The following is a 21,505-nucleotide window of genomic DNA, read 5'->3' on the forward strand; positions in this document are numbered from 1 at the left end:
TGCTTGGCTCCCGATCGATCAGGCCTTGGCCACGGCGCCGGCCGACGGCACGCTCGCCGCCTGGGTCGCCGTGCGATAGCGTCGGTCGGTGACCGCGAGGACCCCACCGATCGCCATCAGCAGCCCGCCGAGCCAGATCCAGCGCACGTAGGGCTTGTAGTAGATGCGCAGGCTCCAGGCGCCGCCCGCGAGCGGCTCGCCGAGCGAGACGTAGACGTCGCGCAGCAGGCCGGCGTCGATGGCCGCCTCCGTCATCGTCTGCGAACTCGCCAGGTAGGTCCGCTTCTCCGGTGTCAGGACCGCGACCTGCCGATCGCCGTCGAAGACCAGGACGCGGCCGCGTTGGGCGTCGTAGTTCGGGCCTTTGACCGGCCCGGAGCCCTCGAACAGGAACTGGTAGCCGGCCACCTCGGTGCGATCGCCGGGCGCCATGCGCAGGTCCTTCTCGATCTGGAAGTTCGAGAGCATCGTCAGGCCGACGATGAAGACGGCGACGCCCAGATGGGCAATCAGCATGCCGTAGTAGCTGCGGCTATGGCCGGTCAGGTCGGCGAGGAGACCGCCGCCGAGGCGCGTCTTGTGGCGCAGCCGCTCGTAGAGGCTCGTCAGGTGCGAGAAGAGCACCCAGGCGGCCAGCGCCAGGCCGACCGGCACCCACAGGGCGCCGTGCGAGAAGGGTGGCCAGAACGACACCAGCAGCACCGCCGCGCTCAGCGCCGCGGCTAGGGCCAGTTGGCGTGCCAGGCGAGCGGGCTCGTCCTGCTTCCAACGCGCCAGGACGCCGACCCCGAGGGCCAGCGCGACGAAGGGCGTCACCCCGAGGAACATCTTGTTGAACCACGGGAAGCCGACCGAGATCTTGCCCCAGGACATGGCCTCGTAGATGAGCGGGGCCAGGGTGCCGAGCAGCACCAGCAGCGTCAGCAGGACCAGTAGCAGGTTGTTCGCGAGCAGGAAGCTCTCGCGCGAGACGAGCGTGAAGCGCCCGCCGCCGGAGACCGCCGGGGCGCGCCAGGCGTAGAGGGCCAGCGAGCCGCCGATGACGACGCCGAGGAAGGCGAGGATGAAGACCCCGCGGGTCGGGTCGGTGGCGAAGGCATGGACCGAGGTCAACACGCCGGAGCGCACCAGGAAGGTCCCGAGCAGGCTCAGCGAGAAGGCCGAGAGGGCGAGCAGGACGGTCCAGCTCTTGAAGGCGCCGCGCTTTTCGGTGACGGCCAGCGAGTGCAGGAGCGCGGTGCCGACGATCCAGGGCATCAACGAGGCGTTCTCCACCGGATCCCAGAACCACCAGCCGCCCCAGCCGAGCTCGTAGTAGGCCCACCAACTGCCGAGCACGATGCCGATCGTGAGGAAGGTCCAGGCGATCGTCGTCCAGGGCCGGGACCAGCGTGCCCAGGCGGCGTCGAGCTTGCCGCCGATCAGGGCGGCGATGGCCAGCGCGAAGGCGACCGAGAAGCCGACATAGCCCATGTAGAGCATCGGCGGGTGGATCGCGAGGCCCGGGTCTTGGAGCAGCGGATTGAGGTCGCGCCCATCGGGCGGCACCGGGAAGAGGCGTTCGAAGGGGTTGGACGTCAACAGCATGAACAGCAGGAAGCCGATGCTGACCATGCCGAGGACCGCCAGCGTGCGCGCGACCATCGCGAGCGGCAGGGCCCGGCTGAAGGCGGCGACGGCGGCCGCCCAGAGGCCGAGGAACAGCGCCCAGAGCAGCAGCGAGCCCTCGTGGGCGCCCCAGACGGCCGAGACCTTGTAGACGGGCGGCAGCAGGCTGTTGGAGTTCGAGGCGGCGTAGATGACCGAGAAGTCATCGGCCAGGAAGACCTGCACCAGGGCGGCGAAGGCGATCGTGAGGAACAGGGCTTGGCCGTACGCGAGCGGGCGGGCCGAGGCCATCCAGAGGCGGTTGCCGATGAAGGAGCCGACGAGCGGCAACGAGGCTTGGACCAGGGCCAGCAGCAGGGCCAGGATCAGGGCGAAGTGACCGATCTCCGGGATCATTGGGTTGCGACCGCCGTCGTTGGGGTATCGGTCTGGGCGGTCTTCAGCGTCGCCGCGACCTCGGGGGGCATGTAGGATTCATCGTGCTTGGCGAGGACCTCCTCGGCATAGAAGACCCCGTCTTGGCCGAGGCGCCCGCGGGCGACGACGCCCTGATCGGCACCGAAGAGGTCGGGCAGGATGCCGGTGTAACTCACCTGGACGCGCTCGGCGTTGTCGGTCACCGAGAAGAGCACGGTCAGCCCATCGGGCTGGCGGGCGATGGAACCCTCCTCGACCATCCCGCCGATGCGGAAGACGCGGTCCGTCGGGGCCTCGGCCGCGATCACCTGAGACGGGCTGAAGAAATAGGAGATGTTGCTCTGCAGGGCGGTGATCGCCAACGTGGCAGCGACGCCGACACCGCCGATGGCGAGGCCGACGAAGAGAAGACGCTTGGTTCTGGGTCTCATGAGTTACCTCTTCTAGGGGACCTCGGCGAACCGCCCGCGACGGCGGTCCTCCGCCCGAATGCCGCGGCGCCTCGCCGCTCAGGGCGTCTTGGCGCCCCGCATCCGGACTAATCGACCGATGCGGGTCAAAATGGTTCGACGCCGACGGGCGAGCACGACCACCTCGACGATGAGCAGGAGCGCTGCCATACCATAGGCGCCCCAGACGAAGAAGGCATAGCCGCCTTGGGCGAGGAATTCTTTCATCGACGTGCCTCCTTCGTGGCCAGTTCTTGGACCCAGGCCGTATCGGCCTCGCGCTCGAGGATGATCCCGCGCAGCCGCGCGAAGGCCGCGGCGAAGGAGTACATCCAGAAGCCGAAGGCCATGATCAGCATCGAGGAGAGGATGTTGGACTCCATCTGCGACAGCGACGAGCGCTGATGCAGGGCGGCGCACTGGGTCGGATCCGGGCAGTTGATCGACCAGAAGATCACCGGCACGCAGATCAAGCCGACGATCGCGAGCAGCGCGGCGGCCTTGTCGGCGCGGCGGGTGTCGTCGATCGCCGAGTGCAGGGCGATGTAGCCGAGGTAGAGGAAGAAGAGGATCAGCTCCGAGGTCAGCCGCGGGTCCCAATCCCAGTAGGTCCCCCAGCTCGGCCGCCCCCAGAGGGCGCCGGTCCAGAGGGCGAGGAAGGTGAAGATGGCGCCGGTCGGGGCGACCGCGGCGGCCATCATGTAGGACAGGCGGGTGTTGAATACCAGGCCGATCGCGCACCAGCCGGCGAGGACCAGATAGAGCCACATCGACATCCAGGCCGCCGGCACGTGGATGAAGATGATCCGGTAGTACTCCTTCTGCGGGTTGGTCCCGCCGAGCACCGACGGGGTCTCGAAGAAGCCCCAGTAGAGGCCGATCAGGATGGCGGCGGCGGCGAGCACCGCGAACACCGAGACCAGCCAGCCGGCCACCGGATAGAAGTTGGCGGGCGCGGCGAACTTGAACCAATTGACCTTCATCGTGATACCCAGGGGCAGGCAACGCTGCCTATTCAAGCGAGATTCGGAGTGCCGCCGCCGAGGCGAGTGGCGCCAATATCAGCGAGAGCACCAGGAAGGCGCCCAGCAGGTAGAAGTAGGGCTGGCTCTCGGCTGGCGTCGTGAAGGCGGCCGTGACGGCGCCGGCGCCGTAGACCAGGACGGGGACGTAGAGGGGCAGGATCAGCAGCGAGAGCAGGATCCCGCCGCCACGCAACCCGAGCGTCAGGGCCGCCCCGATCGCCCCGACCAGGCTCAGCACCGGCGTGCCCACGAGCAGGGCCAGCATCATCGCGACGATCGCCGTCTCCGGCAGATAATATTGCATGCCGATCAGGGGGGCGATCAACACCACCGGCAGGCCGGTCAGCAGCCAGTGCGCGGTCACCTTCGCCAGGACCAGCAAGGACAGCGGGTGACGGGTGAGGAGGAGTTGCTCGAGGGTGCCGTCCTCGTAGTCGGCGGCGAAGAGCCGCTCCAGGGCCAGCATCGACGCGAGCAGGGCCGCGACCCAGACGACGCCCGGCCCGAGCTGGCGCAGGATCTGCTGTTCGCTGCCGACGCCGAATGGAAAGAGGCTGACGACGATGACGAAGAAGAACAGGGTCGTCAGGACATCGGTGCGCCGGCGCATCGCCAGCGTGATGTCGCGGCGTAGGAGGCTGAGGAAGGCGCGGCCCATCGGTCAGTGCTCGGTGTCGAAACCGGTGCCGAGGTCCAGCCGCTGGATCCGACCCGAGGTCAGCGGCACCTCCTGATGGGTCGTCAGGATCGCCAACCCACCGGCATCGACGTGGTTGGCGATCAGGGTCTGGAGCAGCACGACCGCGTCCTTGTCGAGCGCCGTGAAGGGCTCGTCGAGGATCCACAACGGCGCCGAACTGAGCACCAGGCGGGCGAGGGCGACGCGCTTCTTCTGGCCCTGCGAGAGCATCCGCGTGGGCAGATCCTCGAAGCCCTCCAGCCCCATGCGCGCGAGCGCCCGCCAGAGGTCGTCGGTGTCGATCCGGTCGCCGTCGAGGGTGGCGGCGATGCGCAGGTTCTCGATCCCCGTCAGGTCGCCCTTGATGCCGTTGAGATGGCCGAAGTAGAGGAGGTCCCCGTGGTACTCGTCGCCGAGCGTGCGGATGTCCTCGCCGCGCCAGCGGATCGTACCCTGCTCGGGGAGCAGCAGGCCGCACAGCGCGCGCAGCAGGGTCGTCTTGCCACTGCCGTTGCGGCCCCGCACATGCAGCAGGACCCCGGGGTCGAGGGCGAAGCCGAGCGCCGAGAACAGGCGGCGGTCACCGCGTCGACACGCAAGATCGACAACCTGGAGCATGGCTTGGCGGGTGATTCCTGAGCTGCGGCGGAGCGTCGTCGGCCGCGTCCGTCGGCGGCCGTTGGGGCGCTGTTCGTAATCCGAAGCGCGCAACCTTACCCGTTGCCGCGCGTTTGCACAACCGACCGGACTGCCGCGGGATTGGACCCTGCGTGCCAGGCCGGATCTCCTCTGATGCAGCGGGGGATGCCGACGAGGCGCACCGGGGGGCCGCCGGCGTCGCCTGCGTCGGTAGGGGGGGCCGCTTGCAAGGGACCGGTGCGGGCGATGCGGAGGGGCCGCCGGCAGCCAATTGCCGGCAACCGTTCGACCACCTCGAAAAGAGGCCGCAGCACGGACCAGCCCGGCCCTGCGTGCCGCGCCGATTTGCCCCGCGCCGCGCGGCGGTGTAATTTTGCGCTTTTTGCCGGAAGCGACCCATGTCCGAGACCATCCGCATCGCGACCCGTAAGTCCCCCCTCGCCGTCTGGCAGGCCGAGCACGTCGCCGCCGCCCTGAAGGCCGTCCACGCTGGCCTCGCCGTCGAGATCGTCGGCATGACGACGAAGGGCGACAAGATGCTCGATGCGCCTCTGGCCAAGGTCGGCGGCAAAGGCCTCTTCGTCAAGGAGCTCGAGCAGGGCATGCTCGAGGGGACCGCCGACATCGCCGTGCACTCGCTCAAGGACGTGCCGGTCGAGTTCCCCGTCGGCCTCCATCTGTCCGTGGTCATGGAGCGCGAGGACCCGAGCGACGCCTTCGTCTCCAATCGCTACGCGAGTTTCGATGAGCTGCCGCAAGGCGCGCGGGTCGGCACCTCCAGCCTGCGCCGTCAGTGCCAGATCGTCGCCCGCCGTCCCGACCTGGTCATCGAGCCGTTGCGCGGCAACGTCAATACCCGCCTCGCGCGCCTCGATGCCGGGGAGTACGACGCCATCATCCTGGCCGCGGCCGGGCTGATCCGCCTCGGCTTCGGCGAGCGCATCCGCGCCCGGATGACCACCGAGGAGAGCCTGCCGGCGATCGGCCAGGGGGCCATCGGCATCGAGTGCCGCGTCGACGATCCGCGCGTCAACGCGCTGATCGCGCCGCTGCACCATGCCGGTACGGCGGCCCGCGTGCGCGCCGAACGGGCGATGAACGAGCGGCTGCACGGCGGCTGTCAGGTGCCGATCGCGGGCCACGCCGTGTGGCGCGGCGAGGAGCTCTTCCTGCGCGGTCTGGTCGGCACGCCCGACGGTGCCCGGGTGCTGCGCGCCGAGCGCAGCGGCCCGCCGAGCGAGGCCGAGGCCATCGGCCAGGCGGTGGCCGACGCGCTGCTCGCCCAGGGTGCCGGCGAGATCCTCGCCGCCCTGCAGGAATCATGACCCCCGCCGGCGCGTTGGCCGGGCGCGGGGTGCTGGTCACGCGCCCGGCGGCGCAGGCCGAACGCCTCTGCGCCCTGATCGAGGCGGCCGGCGGGCGAGCGATCCGCCTGCCGGTCCTCGACATCGAGCCCGCCGCCGACCCGGCCCCGCTGCGGCGCCTCCTCGCCGAGCGCTGGGACCTGCTGATCTTCGTCAGTCGCAACGCCGTCGAGCAGGCCCTGCCGCTGCTGCCGGGCGGTGCGCTGCCGAGCGGGCCGCGGCTGGCCGCGGTCGGGCGGGCCACGGCCGAGGCGCTCGCCGGCGCCGGGCGTGCCCCGGACCTGGTGCCCGCCGGGCGCTACGACAGCGAGACGCTGCTGGAGATGCCCGAGCTCGCCGACGTGCGCGGCTGGCGCGTGTTGATCGTACGCGGCGAGGGCGGCCGGACCCTGATGCGCGACACCCTCGCCGGGCGCGGGGCCGAGGTCGTCTATGCCGAGGTCTATCGGCGCGTGCTGCCGAGCAGCGACGTCGACGCCCTCGTCGCGCGCTGGGACGAGCAGGTGGCCGTTACGATGGCCACGAGCGATGAGGCCCTGCGGAACCTGCTGACCCTCGTCGGCCCGGCGGGCCGCACCGCGCTCCTCGCGACCCCCCTGGTCGTCGTCGCCGAGCGCACCGCCGACCTGGCACGCCAACTCGGCTTCGGCGAGGTCGGAGTCGCCGCGCGCGCCGACGATGAATCGATCCTCGCCGCCTGTGGCGCGCTGGCCGCCGCTGGAAAGACGGTGTCTACGGGCCATGCCGATGTTCGCCCGGGCCGTAGGTCGGGTTAGCCCCCCAGGGCGTAACCCGACGGCCGGCCACGCGGCGCCCGCGGAGGCCGCTGTCGGGTCACGGCGCGCGCGAGCGGTTCGTTGTCATGGGAGGCCGTGCGTGCGCGCCTCACCCGACCACGCCGCGGCGCGGCCGAACTGCCCCCCATTTTCGGATCCTTCCGGGACTGCGGACCCTCGGCCCGCGGCCGGGTTATGATCGCCCTTCGACCCAGTCGGTACGGGAGGGGATACGATGCGCTGCGAAGACGAATCGATCGAGGGCCGCGATCCGGCGGTCCTGATCCTGGGCTGCGGCTACCTCGGGCGGCGGCTCGCCCGCCACTACCTCGATCGCGGCACCGCCGTGCTTGGGGTCGTCGCCAGCGAGGCGAGCCGCCGCGCCCTGAGCGATGAGGGGATCCCGGCCCTGGCCATCGACCTCGCGGCCGACGATCTGGGCCGGCTGCCGCTCGCCGGGCGGTCGCTCTTCCACCTGGCGCCGCCGCCGGGGCAGGGCGTCGAGGACAGGGTGACGCGCCGTCTGGTAGCCGCCTGCGCCCGCCAGGGGCATCCGCGGCGCCTCGTCTACATCAGCACGACCGGGGTCTATGGTGATTGCGGCGGTGCCTGGGTCGACGAGACCTGGCCGGTGCGCCCGAGCGCCGAGCGCGCCCAGCGCCGTTGGGACGCCGAGCAGACGCTGCGCCAGTGGCGCCAGGCGAGTGGCGAGACCCTGGTCATCCTGCGCGTAGCCGGCATCTACGGCCCCGAGCGGTTGCCGCTCGAGCGCATACGCCAAGGTCTGCCGCTCGTCTGCGAATCGCAGGCACCCTTCTCCAACCGCATCCATGTCGACGACCTGGTGCAGGCCTGCGTCGCGGCCATGGAACGCGGCGCCGATGGCGAGGTCTATAACGTCTGCGACGATCGCCCGAGCACGATGACCGACTACTTCTTTCAGATCGCCGATGCGGCGGGTCTGCCGCGGCCGCCCGAGATCCCGATCTCCGAGATGGCGGGTCAGCTGTCGGCTGGCATGCAGTCCTACATGCGCGAATCCCGCCGGCTGAGCAACCGCAAGTTGCGCACGGCGCTCGGCGTCGAGCTGGCCTACCCGACCCTCGAGGACGGGCTGGCGGGCGCGCTGGCGCGGCACTGATCGCGGCGCTCGCCGACCGGCGCCGCGCAGTACATTTGACGAAGGGTGGCGCCGTCGAATCGCCGGCGGGCCGCCGACCCGGTCGATCGAAGATCGCATGGCAGGAGATAGGCCGATGAAAAATCTGATGATATTGATGGTTGTGGTGGTGGGCGCCGCCACCTTGGCGGCTTGCGGAACGACGACGACCTCGCGGACCGCCAGCGGCGCCGCCGTCGGCGCCGCGACCGGTGCGGCGCTCGGGTCGCTGAGCGGCGAGGCCGGCGAGGGTGCCTTGATCGGTGCCGGCGTCGGCGCCATCAGCGGCTATGCGCTCGATCAATACGACAAGGGCAACGTCGACTGACGACATCCCCGGAGGGTCGCCCCCGTCGGCCATCCTCCGGGGCGTACCCCGCTGGCGCCGATGGTCCCGCGCCGGCCCTCGGTTCCGATCTCCCCGCAGACCTTCCCCATCCCCCGGCGGCCCCCCGTACAGGCGCGGCCCTTGCCTGAGGTGACCTGCTCACCAAGAACCAAGCGGTGAGTCGGATGACAGCGCGCCCAACCCCTTCTTCCCGATAGCAGGCCGTGCCAATGGTCGCCGGGCCGCAGGGCCGTAGGTCGGGTTAGCCCCCGAGGGCGTAACCCGACGGCCGGCAACGCGGCGCCCGCCAAGATAGGCCCGCCCCGATCGCCCCCAAGTGGGCGCCTTCCAGCGCAGGCGGCGCCGACGAGTCCATCTTGACGCGGGGTTTGCCGCCTCCGCCGGTGACCGCGGGCATCGTTGACGAGCCCTGGACCATGGTCTAGGTTTTTAGCAAGACGTGAATAGCGACGGCCAAGACCCGCCCATCCGACGAGCCCCCGCGACCTCCAGTACCGTCCCGGAAGGCCCGCCCCTCGCCCGAGGGGCCGCCCACCCGCGATCCGACGCCGTGTGCCCGTCCTCGCCGCCGATGGCCGCGCGCGACGAGGTGCGAGCGTCTCTCCGCTGTCGAGGCCTGGTCGCCCGTCCGCCGCTGACGATTGGCGGTCCACCTCGCTGCGAGGGATTGCGATCGCCCGCGCCAGCGATCGGATGCCCGGCGATCGGTTCGTGGCCGGTGGCGTGGCCGAGGGCTGAGGCACCCGTTTCCCGTATCGTCGTCGATCCGTTTGTGCGTTGGCGGGTCGAGGGCGCCGGTCGGAGCAATGCACGCCAATCGCGAGAGTCAACGATGAGGATCTACGTCGGCAATCTGCCATACAGCGTGACGGACGAGGAGCTGCGCGACCTCTTCTCTGAGCATGGCGTCCTGGTCAGCGCCGAGGTCATCAAGGACAAGTTCTCCGGGCAGTCGAAGGGCTTCGGGTTTGTCGACATGCCCAATGACAGCGAGGCCGAGCGGGCCATCGCCGAGCTCAACGAGCTGCTGCTGAAGGGGCGCAAGGTGATGGTGAACGAGGCGCGGCCGCGCGGCGATCGGATGACCCGGCGGGCCTGAAGCGCCGGCGTTCGCCGGACCGGCGAGGTCCGCGCAGACCGCCCGTCGCACGGGGAGGAACAGGCGGTCGGACGCACGGCCACTCTTCGTCCCGCGCGCCTCGCTAGTCGATCCCGAGCTCCCGCCAGATCCGATCGATGCGCTGCTTGACGGCGGCCTCCATCTGGATCGGTTGGCCCCACTCGCGCGTCGTCTCGCCGGGCCACTTGTTGGTCGCGTCGAGGCCCATCTTCGAGCCGAGGCCCGAGACCGGCGAGGCGAAGTCCAGATAATCGATCGGCGTGTGCTCGATCAGGAGCGTGTCGCGCGCCGGGTCCATGCGCGTGGTCATGGCCCAGATCACGTCCTGCCAGCTACGGGCGTCGATGTCGTCGTCGACGACGATGACGAACTTCGTGTACATGAACTGGCGCAGGAACGACCAGACGCCCATCATCACCCGCTTGGCGTGCCCGGGGTATTGCTTCTTCATGCTCACGACCGCCAGGCGGTAGGAGCAGCCCTCCGGGGGCAGGTAGAAGTCGACGATCTCCGGGAACTGCTTCTGCAGGATCGGCACGAAGACCTCGTTGAGCGCGACCCCGAGGATCGCCGGCTCGTCGGGCGGGCGGCCCGTGTAGGTGCTGTGGTAGATGGGGTCGCGCCGATGGGTCAGGCGCTCGATCTGGAAGACCGGGAAGCGGTCGACCTCGTTGTAATAACCTGTGTGGTCGCCGAACGGTCCCTCGGGGGCCGTGTCGTCCGGGGCGATGTGGCCCTCCAGGACGATCTCGGCGCTCGCCGGCACCTGCAGATCGCTGCCGAGGCAGGCCGTGACCTCGGTGCGCCGCCCGCGCAGGAGGCCGGCGAAGGCGTACTCCGATAACGAATCGGGCACCGGTGTGACGGCGCCGAGGATGGTCGCCGGGTCGGCACCGAGCGCCACGGCCACCGGGAAGGGCTCGCCCGGGTGCTGGCGCTGCCAGTCGCGGAAGTCGAGCGCGCCGCCGCGGTGGGCCAGCCAGCGCATGATGACCCGGTTGCGGCCGATGACCTGCATCCGATAGATGCCGAGGTTCTGACGCGGCTTCTCGGGGCCGCGGGTGACGACCAGGCCCCAGGTGATCAGCGGCCCGGCGTCGCCCGGCCAGCAGGTCTGGATCGGCAACTGGCCGAGGTCGACGTCGCCGCCCTCGTGGACGACCTCCTGGCAGGGGGCGCTGTTACGGACCTTCGGGGCCATGTCGAGGACCTTGCGGAAGATCGGCAGGCTCTCCCACGCCGCCTTCATCCCGCGCGGCGGCTCCGGCTCCTTGAGGAAGGCCAGCAGTCGCCCGACCTCGCGCAGCGCCTCGACCGACTCCTCGCCCATCCCGAGGGCGACCCGCTGCGGCGTCCCGAACAGGTTGCCGAGCAGTGGCATCGTCGACCCCTTGGGCCGCTCGAAGAGGAGCGCCGGCCCGCCGGCGCGCAGCGTGCGGTCGCAGATCTCGGTGACCTCCAGGTAGGGGTCGACGGGGATGCGGATACGCTTGAGTTCGCCGCGCTGCTCGAGCTGGGCGATGAAGTCGCGCAGATCCTGATAGACCATCGCCATCCCCTCAGGCCGCGATGCCGGCGTGGCGCAACAGGGCGTCGACGCGCGGCTCGCGGCCGCGGAAGCGCACGAAGAGGTCCATCGCGTCGGCCGCGCCGCCCTGCTCCAGGATGTTCTCGCGGAACGAACGACCGGTCTCGGTATCGAGCACGCCGCGCTCCTCGAACAGCGAGAAGGCGTCGGCGGAGAGGACCTCGGCCCACTTGTAGCTGTAGTAGCCGGCCGCGTAGCCGCCGGCGAAGATGTGCGAGAAGCCGTGGGCGAAGCGGTGGAACGGCGGCGGCTTGATGACGGCGACCTGGTCGCGCACCGCGTCGAGGATCTCGTAGACCCGCCCGCCGCGGGCGGGGTCATACTCGCGGTGGAGGCGGAAGTCGAAGAGCGCGAACTCCAGTTGGCGCACCATCTGCATCCCGGACTGGAAGTTCTTCGCCGCCAGCATCCGCGCGAAGAGGTCCTCGGGCAGCGGCGCGCCGCTCTCCCAGTGCGCGGCGATCAGGTCGAGCGAGGCGCGCTCCCAGCACCAGTTCTCGAGGAACTGGCTCGGCAGCTCGACGGCGTCCCAGGGCACGCCGTTGATGCCGGCGACGGCCGGGTAGTCGACCCGGGTCAGCATGTGGTGCAGGCCGTGGCCGAACTCGTGGAAGAGGGTCTCGACCTCGTTGTGGGTCAGCAGCGACGGGCGCTCGCCGATCGGCGGGGCGAAGTTGCAGACCAGGTAGGCGACCGGCAGCTGGTCATAGGCCGTGGTGTGGATGCGGTTCGTGCAGACGTCCATCCAGGCGCCGCCGCGCTTGTTCTGGCGGGCGAAGGGGTCGAGATAGAACTGCCCGCGCAGCGTCCCGCCGGCGTCGCGGATCTCGAAGAAGCGCACGTCCGGGTGCCAGGTCTCGACGCCCTCGACCTCCCGGATGCGGATGTCGAAGAGCCGCTCGACGACGCCAAACAGCCCGCCGAGCACCCGCGGCAGCGGGAAGTAGGGGCGCAGGTCCTCCTGGCTGATCGCGTAGCGGTGGACGCGCAGCTTCTCGGAGTAGTAGGCGACGTCCCAGGGTTCCAGCCGGTCGAGGCCGTGCTGGTCGCGGGCGAAGGCCGCGACCTCCTCGAGCTCGGCGCGGGCGCGCCCGATCGAGCGCGCCGCGAGATCCTCGAGGAAGGCGACGACCTGGTCGCACGAGCGGGCCATCTTGGTCGCGAGCGAGCGCTCGGCATAGTTGGCGAAGCCCAGGAGCTGGGCCAGCTCGTGGCGTAGCGCGAGGATCTGCTCCATGACCTCGCCGTTGTCCCACTGCCCAGCGTGGGGTCCTTGGTCCGAGGCGCGGGTGCCGAAGGCCTCGTAGACCTCGCGGCGTAGCGCCCTGTCATCGGCGTAGGTCATCACGGGCAGGTAGGACGGCAGATCCAGCGTCAGCAGAAAGCCGGTCTCGCCGCGCTGAGTCGCCGTCTGGGCGGCGAGCTCGCGGGCCGACGCCGGCAGCCCGGCGAGGGCGGCCTCGTCGTCGATCCGCTTGCTCCAGGCGTTCGTCGCATCGAGCAGATTGTCCGAAAAGCGGCTCGTGAGCTGCGACAGGGCCAGGCTGATCTCCTTGTAACGGGCCTTCTTCTCGGGTGGCAGGTCGACGCCCGAGAGGTGGAAGTCGCGTAGCGCGTTCTTCAGGACCTTTCGCTGGGCCGCGTCCAGGTGCTCCTGGCCGGCGACGGCCTGATAGGCGCGGAACAGGGCCTCGTTCTGGCCGACCTCGGTGCCGTAGTCGGTGAGCTTCGGCAGGCAGGCGTTGTAGGCGGCGCGCAGCGCCTCGCTGTTCATGACCCCGTTCAGGTGGCTGACCGGCGACCAGGCCCGGCTCAGCTCATCGTCGGCCAGGTCGAGCGGCTCGACGAACGACTCCCAGGTCGGGAGGTGATCGGGGGCGGTCAGCTCGGCGATGCGGGCGCGGCAGCGCGCGAGGAGTTGGTCGATGGCCGGCTCGACGTGCTCGGGGCGGATCTGCGTGAAGGCCGGCAGGCCGGTCATCGAAAGCAGGGGATTGTCCATGGGATGGCAAGACCTCCAGTGAAACGGGGCACGGCCGCGCGACGGGGCGGGCGCGCACGGCACCCGCCGCGCCAATGCGGCACGGACATGATCGACAGAATGGAGCCGTCGCGGGTCGGCCTCAATCGGCCATGAAGCCCGTGCCCTCGAGGCGCGAGACGCGGCCGCGCTCGAGCGCGCGCAGGATCTCGGGTCGGGTCCGGGGGACGAACTTCAGCGGCACGCAGAGATAGGTGCGCCAGAGGTCGTCGCGATAGCCGTCCGGGTCGTTCTTGGCGATCGCCAGCCAATCGGTCTCGGCGACCGGCGTGAAGCGCCCGGCGGCACCATAGGCGTAGAGCCGATAATGCCCGTTCGCCGTGCAGCGAATCCCCTCGAAGGAGACGTTGCGCGCGCCGCTCGCCGATTCCGCCACCAGTGTGTAACGCACCACCTCGTCCTCGCCGATCGCCAGGTTGCGCCCGTCGATCGCGTACCGAAAGAGGCCCTTCGGGCCATCGACCGGAAAGAAGATCAGGTCGGCGTCCTGCGGCCAGGGCGGCAGAGTCGTGCCGCCCTCCGACCAATGCTCGCCCTCGCGGACGCTCGAGGGTGTCGGCGCCGTCTGGTCCGGGACGAAGGCATCGTCGCGAAAGGCGGCCGGCAGCGGCGCCGCGAGCGTGCCCAGGACCAGGGCAACGAGAAGACGGGATGGCTCGATCATGGGCACAACGGCGGTCGATGGTGATGGCAGGGAGCGTGATTCGAGAATACCAGAATTCCGCTCTGCTCAGCCCGGCCGGCGCTGTGATAGCCTTTGCGGATGACCGGCCGTTCAACCGCAGAGGCGCCAAGGAGGCGTAGCCGTAGGGCGGGAAAGCGCAGCGCATCCCGCCGCCTATGGAAAGCGCAGCGCATCCCGCCGCTGATGGAAACCGCGACGCCTCCCGCCGCTGACGATCTCACGATCGCGCATTCGGGCATCCTTGGCGGCCCCCCCGCGCATGGCACGGGCCTGTCGCGTCCAGCGCGAGCGTCGGCACCAGGCGTTGGCGACACCTGCATCGCGGGATGCGCCGCGCTTTGCGGTCCTACTGTCTAGGTTTCGGGCGCCCTTTGCCGCCGCGAGCGGGCCCCTACGGCGCTCGCATCATAGGGCGACATGAAAGCGGCCTCGGTATTTCTGGAGCGAGGCACTAGCGAACGGACATTCGATCGGCGGGAAAACAGCTGTGGGGGTGGCCGAGTGAGCACGCGCTATTTCGAGGGCAGGGCACCGCAGGTCGCGCCCGGGGTCTGGGTCGACCCGACGGCGGTCCTGATCGGCGACGTGACCATCGGGGCCGATGCCTCGATCTGGCCGTTCGCGGTCGTACGCGGCGACGTCCATCGCATCGAGATCGGTGCCCGCAGCAACATCCAGGATGGCGCCATCCTCCACGTCTCGCACGACAGCCGCTTTCGGCCCCGCGGGGCGCCGACCATCGTCCACGACGATGTGACGGTCGGCCACCAGGTCGTGCTGCACGGCTGCGAGGTCCATGACCTGTGCCTGATCGGGATCGGTGCCCGGGTACTCGACGGGGCCGTCGTCGGCCCGCGCACCCTGATCGGCGCCGGCGCCCTGGTCGCGCCGGGGACCGTGCTCGAAGGCGGGTACCTCTACCTCGGGGCGCCCGCAAGGCGCGTGCGGCCGCTGACCGACCAGGAGCACGAGCACCTCGCCTACTCGGCCGCGCACTACGTCCGCGTCGCCGCCCGCCACCGCGACGCCTCCGGGCCATCGACCGCGCAGGACCCCAACGGCCGTCCCCGCTGAGGCGACGGCCTGGATGCCGCGACTCCCGAACCCCGGCCGGAAGACGATGGATCGCTGATCCACGGGCGAGTGCAGGCGAGGCGTACCGGCTGCTTCCGCCGGCGTCGCCTGCGCCGGTAGGAGCCCGCTTGCGGGCGACCATCGCTGGCGGCGGACCGCCGGGGTCTCCATCGACCTCGGCGCCAACGTCCGTCGGGCGGGGCGGTGACCCTGGCCGCGCCGGTGGACCGGCGCGGCCATGTCTCTTGAAATCAGGCGCCGTGACGGATGGCCGGCTGTCCATCATCACTTCCCCCATGTCTACGGGGTTGCGGTCGCTGGTTCGATCCGACGGCGGTCGGCATCGGCGACGTGTCGCTCAGGGACCGCAGCCTGGATCTGGCCGCTCGTGCTCCTGCGCGGCGACGTCCTGCGTATCGAGATCGGCGCCGGCTTCATCGTGACCGTGCTGACCGAATTTCCCAGCGCTCAACCTGAAGGAGCGTTCAGCCGTGCCCTCTCACGAACGACTTCGGCTGCATCATGTCCTGGCCATGGCCGCGATGCTGTCGACACCGACGGTATCCCCCGCTCAGGACCCTCATGCCGTCGACTATCTGAACTTCGCCAATGGTGCGCTGCCCGTGCGGGTGGGCGGGATGGCGGAGGCACTCAAGGTGGACATGGACGCGGCGCTGGCGATCATCGATGGCGATGGGGCCGGCTTCGTGGTGACGCCCAAACCGGGCGCGGCGGACACGGAACTCTGGTTCGTCTACCGGCTGCCGGCGGCGACGGTGTTCACTGGTTTCGCCGTGCCGCAGGTGCGCGAGACGCCAAGCCCGTCGCAGACCTTCTTCCGCGAGGTCGAGATCCTCGGCGGTAGCGAGGGACCGGACGGTCCCTTCGAGCCCCTCGCGGCCGCGACCCTGGCGACGCACGCGGCGAAGGGACAGATCACGCGCATCCCGGCCACCTCGGCGAAGCCCGTGACCTGGTTGAAGCTCAGGCTGCGCGGCGGCATCGATGTGCAACGCGACAAGACCTTCTTCGAATTCAGCGAGATCATCGGCGAGGGGCGCCAGGAGCCGGTGCCGATGCTGGAGACCTTCACGGGCAAGTGGAAGGGCCGCGGCCTGCTGCTGGAGCTCCGGCAGGATGGCGCGAACGTGTCCGGCTGCTACGATGGCACCGGCGACCTGAGCGGCACGGTGAGTGGTAACCTGCTGCACGCCACCGGCAGGCATCGCGACAGCGGCGTACCCAGCAGCTTCGTGCTGAGCCTGAACGAAGAGGGCGCCGTCATCGGTGTGCGCTCGACCAACCGCGCCCCGTTCAGGCTCTATACAGGTGCGTCCGATCCGACACTGATCACCGAGTGCAGCGAACGCGAGACGCGGCCGCCCGGTTGCGGATCGATCGTTCATGGCATCCGGTTCGACTACGACTCGGCCCTGATTCGCCCGGACTCGGCGCCGGTGCTCGATGCCTTGTTCGAAGGCCTGAAGGACGCGCCGGCGTCGAGGATCGTCATCGTCGGCCACACATCCAGCGAGGGTTCGGAGGCCTACAACCGCGAACTGTCACAGCGACGTGCGGCGGCGGTGGCCGCCGCGCTCGCGCAACGCGGTATCGACGAGCGGCGCCTGTCCGCAGCCGGCGCCGGCGAGGCACAGCCCATCGCCGACAATGGCACCGAGGCCGGGCGCTCGCTCAACCGCCGGGTGGAGGTGGCATGCGAATGAGGAGGCGTCTCTTCATTTCTGTACTGGCGATTTGCGCGAGCCTGTGGCCCGCCGGCTGCGGCCAGCCCGCTGGCTCCGCCTGCACGTTCCAGGGTGATGGCTTTTTCTCTGGCCATGACTGCGCCACCAAGTGCCTGGCACGCTGGAACGTGCGGTGCCCGGACGGCCGCAGCCTGCCGCCCGCCCTCTGCGCCGGACGCGAAGGTTGCACGCCCGGCTCCTGTCCCGACGGCCAGGTCTGCTACAGCTTCGACGATCCCTTCGAGGAGCGGTCGTACTGCATCCCGGACAATGTCTGCGGTGAGATCCTGTCGTCGGAGGCGCGTCTTCAATGGGAACAGGATTCCGCCGACCGGGCGGCTGCCTCGCGTGCCGCGATGGCCGCCAAGCGGCAGCATCGCAGCGGCGCGGTGTCGGCACCCGCAGAGTGAACCCCGAGGGCATGGGGTCAGGGGCATTGAGGGGCATTGGGGTCAGGTCTTGCATTCAAGCATCCTACTTGCTTGAGGCTGCCGGCGCGGGCGCGTTGCAGTCTGGTGCGGCCTCGAGGCGTCGTACGGCGCGGCTCACCGTCGAGTAATGCACGCCGAAGAACGCGGCAATCTCCTGCATCGTGTAGACGCCGGTGGCGAAGGCCCGAGCCATGGCCTCGTCACGGTTGGGATACCGGCGCGCGAAGCCGGCGAGGGGCTCCGCCAACGCCCGGCGCTGCGCGCGCGGGACCTCGCGCAGCCGTCCCAAGGGCTTGGTCGTCGCGCGATGGCGCTCGGCGAAACCCTCCCTGCCGAGAAAGACCGGATGACGCAGACCTTCCCAGATGCTCGCACTGCCGACCCCTTGGCGAACGAAATCCGCATACCCTGCCTGCGCGACGCCGCGGTCCTCGCCGAACTGCCCGAGCAGCCAATCCGTCTCCAACCACGCCGGCGCCGACGCCCGCCCGACCATCGCCCGGTAGCTGCTCCATGCCCACCCTTCCGCCGCCGGGACCATGCCCGCGTGCACGGGATTCAGCACGACGTAGCGCGCGAGCTCCAACAGGTACGCATCGCGTTCCACCAAGATGGCTTTGAAGCGTCCCTGCAACAGGTGTCCCACCAGCCCGTGGCGTCGGTTGGTCCTTTGGGTGTAGACACCGTTCAGCTGGCGCATGCCCTTGGACAGGTTGGCCTCAGGTGTCTCGACGACGATGTGGTAATGGTTCGTCATCTGGCAGTAGGCGTGGCACCGCCAGTTGAACCGCTCACAGACATCGCCTAAAAGCTCCAGCCAAGCGCTGCGATCCGCATCGTCACGATAGATGGCCTCACGCCGATCGCCGCGCGAGGTAACGTGGTAGAGCCCGCCGGCTAGCTCGATACGAAGGGGTCTGGCCATGGCCGAAGTGTAGTCGGGCGGTGCTGGATTGCAAGACCTGACCCCGTTTTTTGTGACCCCGTTTTTTGTGACCCCGTTTTTTGACCCCGTTTTTTCGTCACTTGGGTTACGCGGCATGAGGCGCAAGCCGGTGTCATGTCGCGGCGATTGATCGGGCCAAGACCGTGTGCGCTGACGCTGCGCCTGCCCGATATCCCCGGGCCGGGGCCGCTCCGGTGGCTGGCCAGAGCGTGGCGACGGCCAGCCAGCATGCGGGCGGAGTTTGTGCGCTTGTTCCGCGAATTTCTGCCTGAAACGCTATGCAGCTTGTTCCGGAAGAGGGAGTTGGAATCGTCCGGCGACTACACCCTCAACAGTTAGGTCCTCGTCAAGTTCTTCCCATCGAAGAGCATATCCGTTTAACTCAACGCTCACTTCTTTCAGTTTCTCCTCGGGGGCTGCACTTAGAATTCTAAAGCGATCCGCCGGGAAGCCAACGATACGTCCATCTGTGAGTTCGAGGTAGATCATTCGGCCCTCGGCCCAAGCACGTAGGGCGCATGGCTCATTTTCAATCGCCATGGTGTTCATTGAATTTCTCCAGAAGAAACGGTTGATTTTCGTAGACGATTCTCTCGATTTCCCTGATCCTATGCGAGGGCACACCTCTATTTCGTGCTAGCGATATCGGTGACAACCAGAACTTACACTCGCCCTCAGCGCTGCGAATATGAATATGAGCAGGCTCCGTGCCTTCGTCAGAGTAAAAGTGAAATCTCAAGCCTCTGATTCTTAGAACAGTGGGCATATCAATTTCTGTCTAGAGCCGAACGTGAAGCCTAGGCCAGGCTGTACTGCGCCTATGATGACGCCGAATACAACGCGCCGAGTGCGACGGCGCAGCACATGGTCGGCTTTAGGCGCTTGTTGGACTAATCCGCTCGCGGCACGGCGTGTCCGTCTGCTCGGGCACGCTCTAGAAAGAGGGGATTGCATTGTCGCGGCCGGTCCGCCCGGCAACGGCGCGTGGGCGCGGCCAGGGGTCGAGCAGGGGCAGATGTCTTGATCAAGGGCATCGGCATCGGTCCGTGAGGTCGCAATCCAACGGCTCTGCGGGCAATCTTAGGCCATTCTCCGGATTTCAGGCGAGCACAAGGGCCGACCGTTGTGGGTCGGTCCAGCCGGAGGAGGCGACGCGATCGGTGTCAGGCGCGCAAGGCGGCGCCTCGCCCGTCGCGGCGCGGGGCGCTCAGGCGGGCGATCACGCGCAGCCGGCCGGTGCGGCACGTCGGGCACGGATAGGCATCTAAGGGGACGCGCTCGCCGGCTTCTTCGGCCTGCGCTGTCGCGGCGGGCGGTGCCGCGAGCGCGGCGCGGATCTTGGGCAAGCGGCGTGAAAAAGCGGACAACTACGGTGACAGACACCGGTTCTCGGGGCTTTGCCGAGCGGTTCGCAAGGTGCGATCCTGTTTGTGTTCGCAGCCGCAACTACTCTGGAGGTCGTCATGGTTCAGCTGAAAATCGTCAAGATCGGCAACTCCTTGGGCGTGCGGCTGCCGCGGGAGGTGCTCAATCGCATGCATCTTGGTGACGGCGACAAGCTGATTCTGACCGAGGCCCCGGAAGGGGGCTATCGGCTGGCCCCCTATGATCCCGAGTTCGAGCGGCAGATGGAGATCGCCGAGGAGGGCATCAGAAAGTATCGCAATACCCTGCGCGAGTTGGCCAAGTGACGGAACCTGTCTGGCTTTCCGACGACCTCCCGATGCTTTTGCACGAACGGCTGGTAGCGGATTGTCCGATGTTCGGGATCGCGGATTGCTCGAGTCGGCGATGGCGTCCGCAATGCACGCAATGGCACGCAATGGGGTCACACGCGCGCGATGGGGTCTTGCATTCAAGCACCCTGCTTGCTTGAGGCTGCCGGCGTGTTGCGTTTGCGTTTTTGTTTTTGCGTGATCCCGTTTTTGCGGTAACGATAAGACTTCTAACTGGATCGGATCTGCTCCAACAGGTCAACGGAGACCCGGTAGCCGAAATCCGACATCTGCCGAACGCATCCCTCGGCGCTCTGGATCAACCCTCGCCGCTGCGCCACATCGAGCAGCCGAACCGATCCGACGATGTTTAGCCCCTTGCGCAGGGCACACCGCCTCGCTAGCCGGTCGTCCATGATCAGCAGTGAATGCTCCCGGTCCTCCAGGGCCAGTCGGATCGAATCGCTTTCACCGAGCCCCAGGCTGGGGGTCAAGGCGATCGATTCCCTTGCATGGGCCTCGACGCACAGCCAGCCGTCCCGGATGGATGCAGCGATCCGTTGAGCGTCCACTCCCACGGTCACCAAGCATTCGTTCCGCACCGACGCGGTGATCCAGATCCGCGAAAACAACGCCCGCAGGATGAAGAGTCCGTCGATTCCAGCAAAGGCGATGAGTGGCCCAGCGTCGGCGATTACGACGCGAGCCATCGATCCAGGTCCGCGGCTTCGTGCCTGGTCGTTTCGTCAAAGCGCACGACGTCGATACCCAATTCATCGAGGTACTGGAGAAACGCCTGCGTGACCATACCACTCAGCCGGACGGCTCCGCCCAAAGACAGTGTACCGTCTTTGAAGAGTGCCGCAGCCAAGGCTGGTCTGACCGACCGCTCCCCCTCGGCAATCGACTTGTCGATGTGGACGATCAGCGCGTTGGGTTCATCGCCCTTGAGCACAAGCACGGGCGACTCTTCGGCCTGGCGCAGCGCGAGGGAGGGGTTCTTTTTCAGGTTTCTGACATTCGTGGCGTGCACGTTGCGTCCCGGAAGCTGGCACTGGGGGATCCTTGCCGTAGCCTACGCCTCGTAGTCTACGGTGTCGATGCCGCGCTGATCCAGGACAGGGAGCGACCAGAACCCGGCGAAGGCATCGTGGCCGTTGCGATTCAAATCGACATCCGCGAAGAGAACGAAGATGGGCCGGCCGTCTCGCGTGACGATGGACAGGCCTCCCGATTCCGCTTCTCGGCTCAGGTCGTCGATCCGGTCGGGCAAGTCACGGGTTTCAAAGGTTTGCAAGTCGCGGTTTCGAACGATCAGGAGCCCCCAGGGGTCACCCCTATAACGCCATCGGCTGCGGCCGCGTCCTCGTGTCGCTTGACCGCCCGACTGACGGTCATTCGACTGATCCCGAAGTGCTCGGCGATGGCCTGCCGCAATAGGGTCTCACGCCGATCGCCGCGCGAGGTAACGTGGTAGAGCCCGCCGGCTAGCTCGATACGAAGGGGTCTGGCCATGGGCGACGTGTAGTCGGGCGGTGCTGGATTGCAAGACCTGACCCCAGTGACCCGGCGACTCTTCGGCCTGGCGCAGCGCGAGGGAGGGGTTCTTTTTCAGGTTTCTGACATTCGTGGCGTGCACGTTGCGTCCCGGAAGCTGGCACTGGGGGATCCTTGCCGTAGCCTACGCCTCGTAGT

General features: G+C 68.4%; 25 protein-coding genes. 9 read left to right on the forward strand and 16 right to left on the reverse strand.

Annotation, left to right across the window (positions count from 1 at the left end; genetic code table 11):
- Window positions 1-18: 18 nt before the first annotated feature.
- The 6 genes from CKO41_RS04940 to ccmA all read right to left on the reverse strand — a co-directional run bounded on the left by CKO41_RS04940 (window position 19) and on the right by ccmA (window position 4,796).
- On the reverse strand, window positions 19-2,004 hold the full coding sequence (locus CKO41_RS04940) for a heme lyase CcmF/NrfE family subunit (protein ID WP_200381421.1): 1,986 nt from the start codon (window positions 2,002-2,004) through the stop codon (window positions 19-21).
- Window positions 2,001-2,456 (reverse strand): cytochrome c maturation protein CcmE, encoded by a 456-nt coding sequence (gene ccmE / locus CKO41_RS04945; protein WP_200253447.1) that lies wholly within the window; start codon window positions 2,454-2,456, stop codon window positions 2,001-2,003. Before ccmE ends, CKO41_RS04940 begins: the two co-directional genes overlap by 4 nt.
- A gap of 78 nt (window positions 2,457-2,534) precedes the next feature.
- Window positions 2,535-2,702: a heme exporter protein CcmD gene (ccmD, locus tag CKO41_RS04950; protein ID WP_200253449.1), complete on the reverse strand. Its 168-nt coding sequence runs from the start codon at window positions 2,700-2,702 to the stop codon at window positions 2,535-2,537.
- On the reverse strand, window positions 2,699-3,457 hold the full coding sequence (gene ccsA, locus CKO41_RS04955; RefSeq protein ID WP_200253450.1) for a cytochrome c biogenesis protein CcsA: 759 nt from the start codon (window positions 3,455-3,457) through the stop codon (window positions 2,699-2,701). The genes ccmD and ccsA overlap by 4 nt, the downstream gene beginning before the upstream one ends.
- 28 nt (window positions 3,458-3,485) lie before the next feature.
- Window positions 3,486-4,157 carry a heme exporter protein CcmB gene (gene ccmB, locus CKO41_RS04960; protein ID WP_200253452.1) on the reverse strand — a complete coding sequence of 224 codons (672 nt, stop codon included), beginning with the start codon at window positions 4,155-4,157 and terminating at the stop codon, window positions 3,486-3,488.
- A 3-nt stretch (window positions 4,158-4,160) separates the two neighbouring features.
- Window positions 4,161-4,796 (reverse strand): cytochrome c biogenesis heme-transporting ATPase CcmA, encoded by a 636-nt coding sequence (gene ccmA, locus CKO41_RS04965; protein ID WP_200253454.1) that lies wholly within the window; start codon window positions 4,794-4,796, stop codon window positions 4,161-4,163.
- A gap of 419 nt (window positions 4,797-5,215) precedes the next feature.
- On the opposite strand from ccmA, the gene hemC reads away from it, so the two are divergent.
- From hemC to rbp, 5 genes are all read left to right on the forward strand, one after another.
- Window positions 5,216-6,142, forward strand: a complete 927-nt coding sequence (gene hemC / locus CKO41_RS04970) for a hydroxymethylbilane synthase (protein WP_200253456.1) — start codon at window positions 5,216-5,218, stop codon at window positions 6,140-6,142.
- The gene (locus CKO41_RS04975; protein ID WP_200381422.1) at window positions 6,139-6,957 is read left to right on the forward strand and encodes a uroporphyrinogen-III synthase; all 819 of its coding nucleotides are present in this window, start codon (window positions 6,139-6,141) and stop codon (window positions 6,955-6,957) included. Before hemC ends, CKO41_RS04975 begins: the two co-directional genes overlap by 4 nt.
- A gap of 235 nt (window positions 6,958-7,192) precedes the next feature.
- Complete coding sequence (locus tag CKO41_RS04980) at window positions 7,193-8,098, forward strand: SDR family oxidoreductase (RefSeq protein WP_200381423.1); 906 nt, start codon at window positions 7,193-7,195, stop codon at window positions 8,096-8,098.
- A 115-nt stretch (window positions 8,099-8,213) separates the two neighbouring features.
- Window positions 8,214-8,444 (forward strand): YMGG-like glycine zipper-containing protein, encoded by a 231-nt coding sequence (locus CKO41_RS04985; protein WP_200253462.1) that lies wholly within the window; start codon window positions 8,214-8,216, stop codon window positions 8,442-8,444.
- A gap of 853 nt (window positions 8,445-9,297) precedes the next feature.
- Window positions 9,298-9,564: an RNA-binding regulator gene (gene rbp, locus CKO41_RS04990; protein WP_200250864.1), complete on the forward strand. Its 267-nt coding sequence runs from the start codon at window positions 9,298-9,300 to the stop codon at window positions 9,562-9,564.
- A gap of 103 nt (window positions 9,565-9,667) precedes the next feature.
- Here rbp and ubiD read toward each other — a convergent pair whose 3' ends face one another.
- The 3 genes from ubiD to CKO41_RS05005 form a co-directional block, all read right to left on the reverse strand.
- Window positions 9,668-11,134: a 4-hydroxy-3-polyprenylbenzoate decarboxylase gene (gene ubiD, locus CKO41_RS04995; protein ID WP_200381424.1), complete on the reverse strand. Its 1,467-nt coding sequence runs from the start codon at window positions 11,132-11,134 to the stop codon at window positions 9,668-9,670.
- Window positions 11,135-11,144: 10 nt separating this feature from the next.
- Window positions 11,145-13,175 (reverse strand): oligopeptidase A, encoded by a 2,031-nt coding sequence (gene prlC / locus CKO41_RS05000; protein ID WP_200381425.1) that lies wholly within the window; start codon window positions 13,173-13,175, stop codon window positions 11,145-11,147.
- A 121-nt stretch (window positions 13,176-13,296) separates the two neighbouring features.
- Window positions 13,297-13,878, reverse strand: coding sequence for a CNP1-like family protein (locus CKO41_RS05005; protein ID WP_200381426.1), 582 nt, complete (start codon window positions 13,876-13,878; stop codon window positions 13,297-13,299).
- Between the two features lie 522 nt (window positions 13,879-14,400).
- Between CKO41_RS05005 and CKO41_RS05010 the strand changes: the two genes are divergently transcribed.
- From CKO41_RS05010 to CKO41_RS05020, 3 genes are all read left to right on the forward strand, one after another.
- On the forward strand, window positions 14,401-14,973 hold the full coding sequence (locus CKO41_RS05010; RefSeq protein WP_338115541.1) for a gamma carbonic anhydrase family protein: 573 nt from the start codon (window positions 14,401-14,403) through the stop codon (window positions 14,971-14,973).
- A 533-nt stretch (window positions 14,974-15,506) separates the two neighbouring features.
- Window positions 15,507-16,697, forward strand: a complete 1,191-nt coding sequence (locus tag CKO41_RS05015; RefSeq protein WP_200250870.1) for an OmpA family protein — start codon at window positions 15,507-15,509, stop codon at window positions 16,695-16,697.
- Window positions 16,694-17,128, forward strand: coding sequence for a hypothetical protein (locus CKO41_RS05020; RefSeq protein WP_200381428.1), 435 nt, complete (start codon window positions 16,694-16,696; stop codon window positions 17,126-17,128). Before CKO41_RS05015 ends, CKO41_RS05020 begins: the two co-directional genes overlap by 4 nt.
- A gap of 64 nt (window positions 17,129-17,192) precedes the next feature.
- Here CKO41_RS05020 and CKO41_RS05025 read toward each other — a convergent pair whose 3' ends face one another.
- From CKO41_RS05025 to CKO41_RS05035, 3 genes are all read right to left on the reverse strand, one after another.
- Window positions 17,193-18,074: a transposase gene (locus tag CKO41_RS05025; RefSeq protein ID WP_200381429.1), complete on the reverse strand. Its 882-nt coding sequence runs from the start codon at window positions 18,072-18,074 to the stop codon at window positions 17,193-17,195.
- 297 nt (window positions 18,075-18,371) lie between these two features.
- Window positions 18,372-18,644, reverse strand: coding sequence for a DUF2442 domain-containing protein (locus tag CKO41_RS05030; protein WP_200381430.1), 273 nt, complete (start codon window positions 18,642-18,644; stop codon window positions 18,372-18,374).
- Window positions 18,625-18,861, reverse strand: coding sequence for a DUF4160 domain-containing protein (locus tag CKO41_RS05035; RefSeq protein WP_200381431.1), 237 nt, complete (start codon window positions 18,859-18,861; stop codon window positions 18,625-18,627). The genes CKO41_RS05030 and CKO41_RS05035 overlap by 20 nt, the downstream gene beginning before the upstream one ends.
- 697 nt (window positions 18,862-19,558) lie before the next feature.
- Between CKO41_RS05035 and CKO41_RS05040 the strand changes: the two genes are divergently transcribed.
- The gene (locus CKO41_RS05040; protein WP_200255426.1) at window positions 19,559-19,786 is read left to right on the forward strand and encodes an AbrB/MazE/SpoVT family DNA-binding domain-containing protein; all 228 of its coding nucleotides are present in this window, start codon (window positions 19,559-19,561) and stop codon (window positions 19,784-19,786) included.
- A gap of 254 nt (window positions 19,787-20,040) precedes the next feature.
- On the opposite strand, the gene CKO41_RS05045 is transcribed toward CKO41_RS05040, so the two are convergent.
- The 4 genes from CKO41_RS05045 to CKO41_RS18560 are packed head-to-tail and all read right to left on the reverse strand — an operon-like array spanning window position 20,041 to window position 21,325.
- Window positions 20,041-20,520 (reverse strand): PIN domain-containing protein, encoded by a 480-nt coding sequence (locus CKO41_RS05045; protein ID WP_200381432.1) that lies wholly within the window; start codon window positions 20,518-20,520, stop codon window positions 20,041-20,043.
- A complete protein-coding gene (locus tag CKO41_RS05050; protein WP_200381433.1) occupies window positions 20,505-20,843 on the reverse strand; it encodes a UPF0175 family protein in 339 nt (112 codons plus the stop codon). The genes CKO41_RS05045 and CKO41_RS05050 overlap by 16 nt, the downstream gene beginning before the upstream one ends.
- Window positions 20,844-20,885: 42 nt before the next feature.
- Window positions 20,886-21,107 carry a hypothetical protein gene (locus CKO41_RS05055; protein ID WP_200381434.1) on the reverse strand — a complete coding sequence of 74 codons (222 nt, stop codon included), beginning with the start codon at window positions 21,105-21,107 and terminating at the stop codon, window positions 20,886-20,888.
- Between the two features lie 17 nt (window positions 21,108-21,124).
- Window positions 21,125-21,325: a helix-turn-helix domain-containing protein gene (locus tag CKO41_RS18560; RefSeq protein WP_242463969.1), complete on the reverse strand. Its 201-nt coding sequence runs from the start codon at window positions 21,323-21,325 to the stop codon at window positions 21,125-21,127.
- Window positions 21,326-21,505: the final 180 nt, after the last annotated feature.

It is taken from the genome of Thiococcus pfennigii (assembly GCF_016583835.1).
Taxonomy (GTDB): domain Bacteria; phylum Pseudomonadota; class Gammaproteobacteria; order Chromatiales; family Chromatiaceae; genus Thiococcus; species Thiococcus pfennigii.

What these genes read in the sequence shown, in the direction of transcription:
- ubiD (WP_200381424.1), bottom strand. Translation starts at nt 11,134, where the DNA reads ATGGTCTATCAGGATCTGCGCGACTTCATCGCCCAGCTCGAGCAGCGC.
- CKO41_RS04940 (WP_200381421.1), bottom strand. Translation starts at nt 2,004, where the DNA reads ATGATCCCGGAGATCGGTCACTTCGCCCTGATCCTGGCCCTGCTGCTG.
- ccmD (WP_200253449.1), bottom strand. Translation starts at nt 2,702, where the DNA reads ATGAAAGAATTCCTCGCCCAAGGCGGCTATGCCTTCTTCGTCTGGGGC.
- ccmA (WP_200253454.1), bottom strand. Translation starts at nt 4,796, where the DNA reads ATGCTCCAGGTTGTCGATCTTGCGTGTCGACGCGGTGACCGCCGCCTG.
- CKO41_RS05005 (WP_200381426.1), bottom strand. Translation starts at nt 13,878, where the DNA reads ATGATCGAGCCATCCCGTCTTCTCGTTGCCCTGGTCCTGGGCACGCTC.
- CKO41_RS05045 (WP_200381432.1), bottom strand. Translation starts at nt 20,520, where the DNA reads ATGGCTCGCGTCGTAATCGCCGACGCTGGGCCACTCATCGCCTTTGCT.
- CKO41_RS04975 (WP_200381422.1), top strand. Translation starts at nt 6,139, where the DNA reads ATGACCCCCGCCGGCGCGTTGGCCGGGCGCGGGGTGCTGGTCACGCGC.
- CKO41_RS18560 (WP_242463969.1), bottom strand. Translation starts at nt 21,325, where the DNA reads ATGGCCAGACCCCTTCGTATCGAGCTAGCCGGCGGGCTCTACCACGTT.
- rbp (WP_200250864.1), top strand. Translation starts at nt 9,298, where the DNA reads ATGAGGATCTACGTCGGCAATCTGCCATACAGCGTGACGGACGAGGAG.
- CKO41_RS05035 (WP_200381431.1), bottom strand. Translation starts at nt 18,861, where the DNA reads ATGCCCACTGTTCTAAGAATCAGAGGCTTGAGATTTCACTTTTACTCT.
- hemC (WP_200253456.1), top strand. Translation starts at nt 5,216, where the DNA reads ATGTCCGAGACCATCCGCATCGCGACCCGTAAGTCCCCCCTCGCCGTC.
- ccmE (WP_200253447.1), bottom strand. Translation starts at nt 2,456, where the DNA reads ATGAGACCCAGAACCAAGCGTCTTCTCTTCGTCGGCCTCGCCATCGGC.
- CKO41_RS04985 (WP_200253462.1), top strand. Translation starts at nt 8,214, where the DNA reads ATGAAAAATCTGATGATATTGATGGTTGTGGTGGTGGGCGCCGCCACC.
- prlC (WP_200381425.1), bottom strand. Translation starts at nt 13,175, where the DNA reads ATGGACAATCCCCTGCTTTCGATGACCGGCCTGCCGGCCTTCACGCAG.
- CKO41_RS05020 (WP_200381428.1), top strand. Translation starts at nt 16,694, where the DNA reads ATGAGGAGGCGTCTCTTCATTTCTGTACTGGCGATTTGCGCGAGCCTG.
- CKO41_RS04980 (WP_200381423.1), top strand. Translation starts at nt 7,193, where the DNA reads ATGCGCTGCGAAGACGAATCGATCGAGGGCCGCGATCCGGCGGTCCTG.
- CKO41_RS05015 (WP_200250870.1), top strand. Translation starts at nt 15,507, where the DNA reads ATGGCCGCGATGCTGTCGACACCGACGGTATCCCCCGCTCAGGACCCT.
- CKO41_RS05030 (WP_200381430.1), bottom strand. Translation starts at nt 18,644, where the DNA reads ATGAACACCATGGCGATTGAAAATGAGCCATGCGCCCTACGTGCTTGG.
- ccmB (WP_200253452.1), bottom strand. Translation starts at nt 4,157, where the DNA reads ATGGGCCGCGCCTTCCTCAGCCTCCTACGCCGCGACATCACGCTGGCG.
- ccsA (WP_200253450.1), bottom strand. Translation starts at nt 3,457, where the DNA reads ATGAAGGTCAATTGGTTCAAGTTCGCCGCGCCCGCCAACTTCTATCCG.
- CKO41_RS05025 (WP_200381429.1), bottom strand. Translation starts at nt 18,074, where the DNA reads ATGGCCAGACCCCTTCGTATCGAGCTAGCCGGCGGGCTCTACCACGTT.
- CKO41_RS05040 (WP_200255426.1), top strand. Translation starts at nt 19,559, where the DNA reads ATGGTTCAGCTGAAAATCGTCAAGATCGGCAACTCCTTGGGCGTGCGG.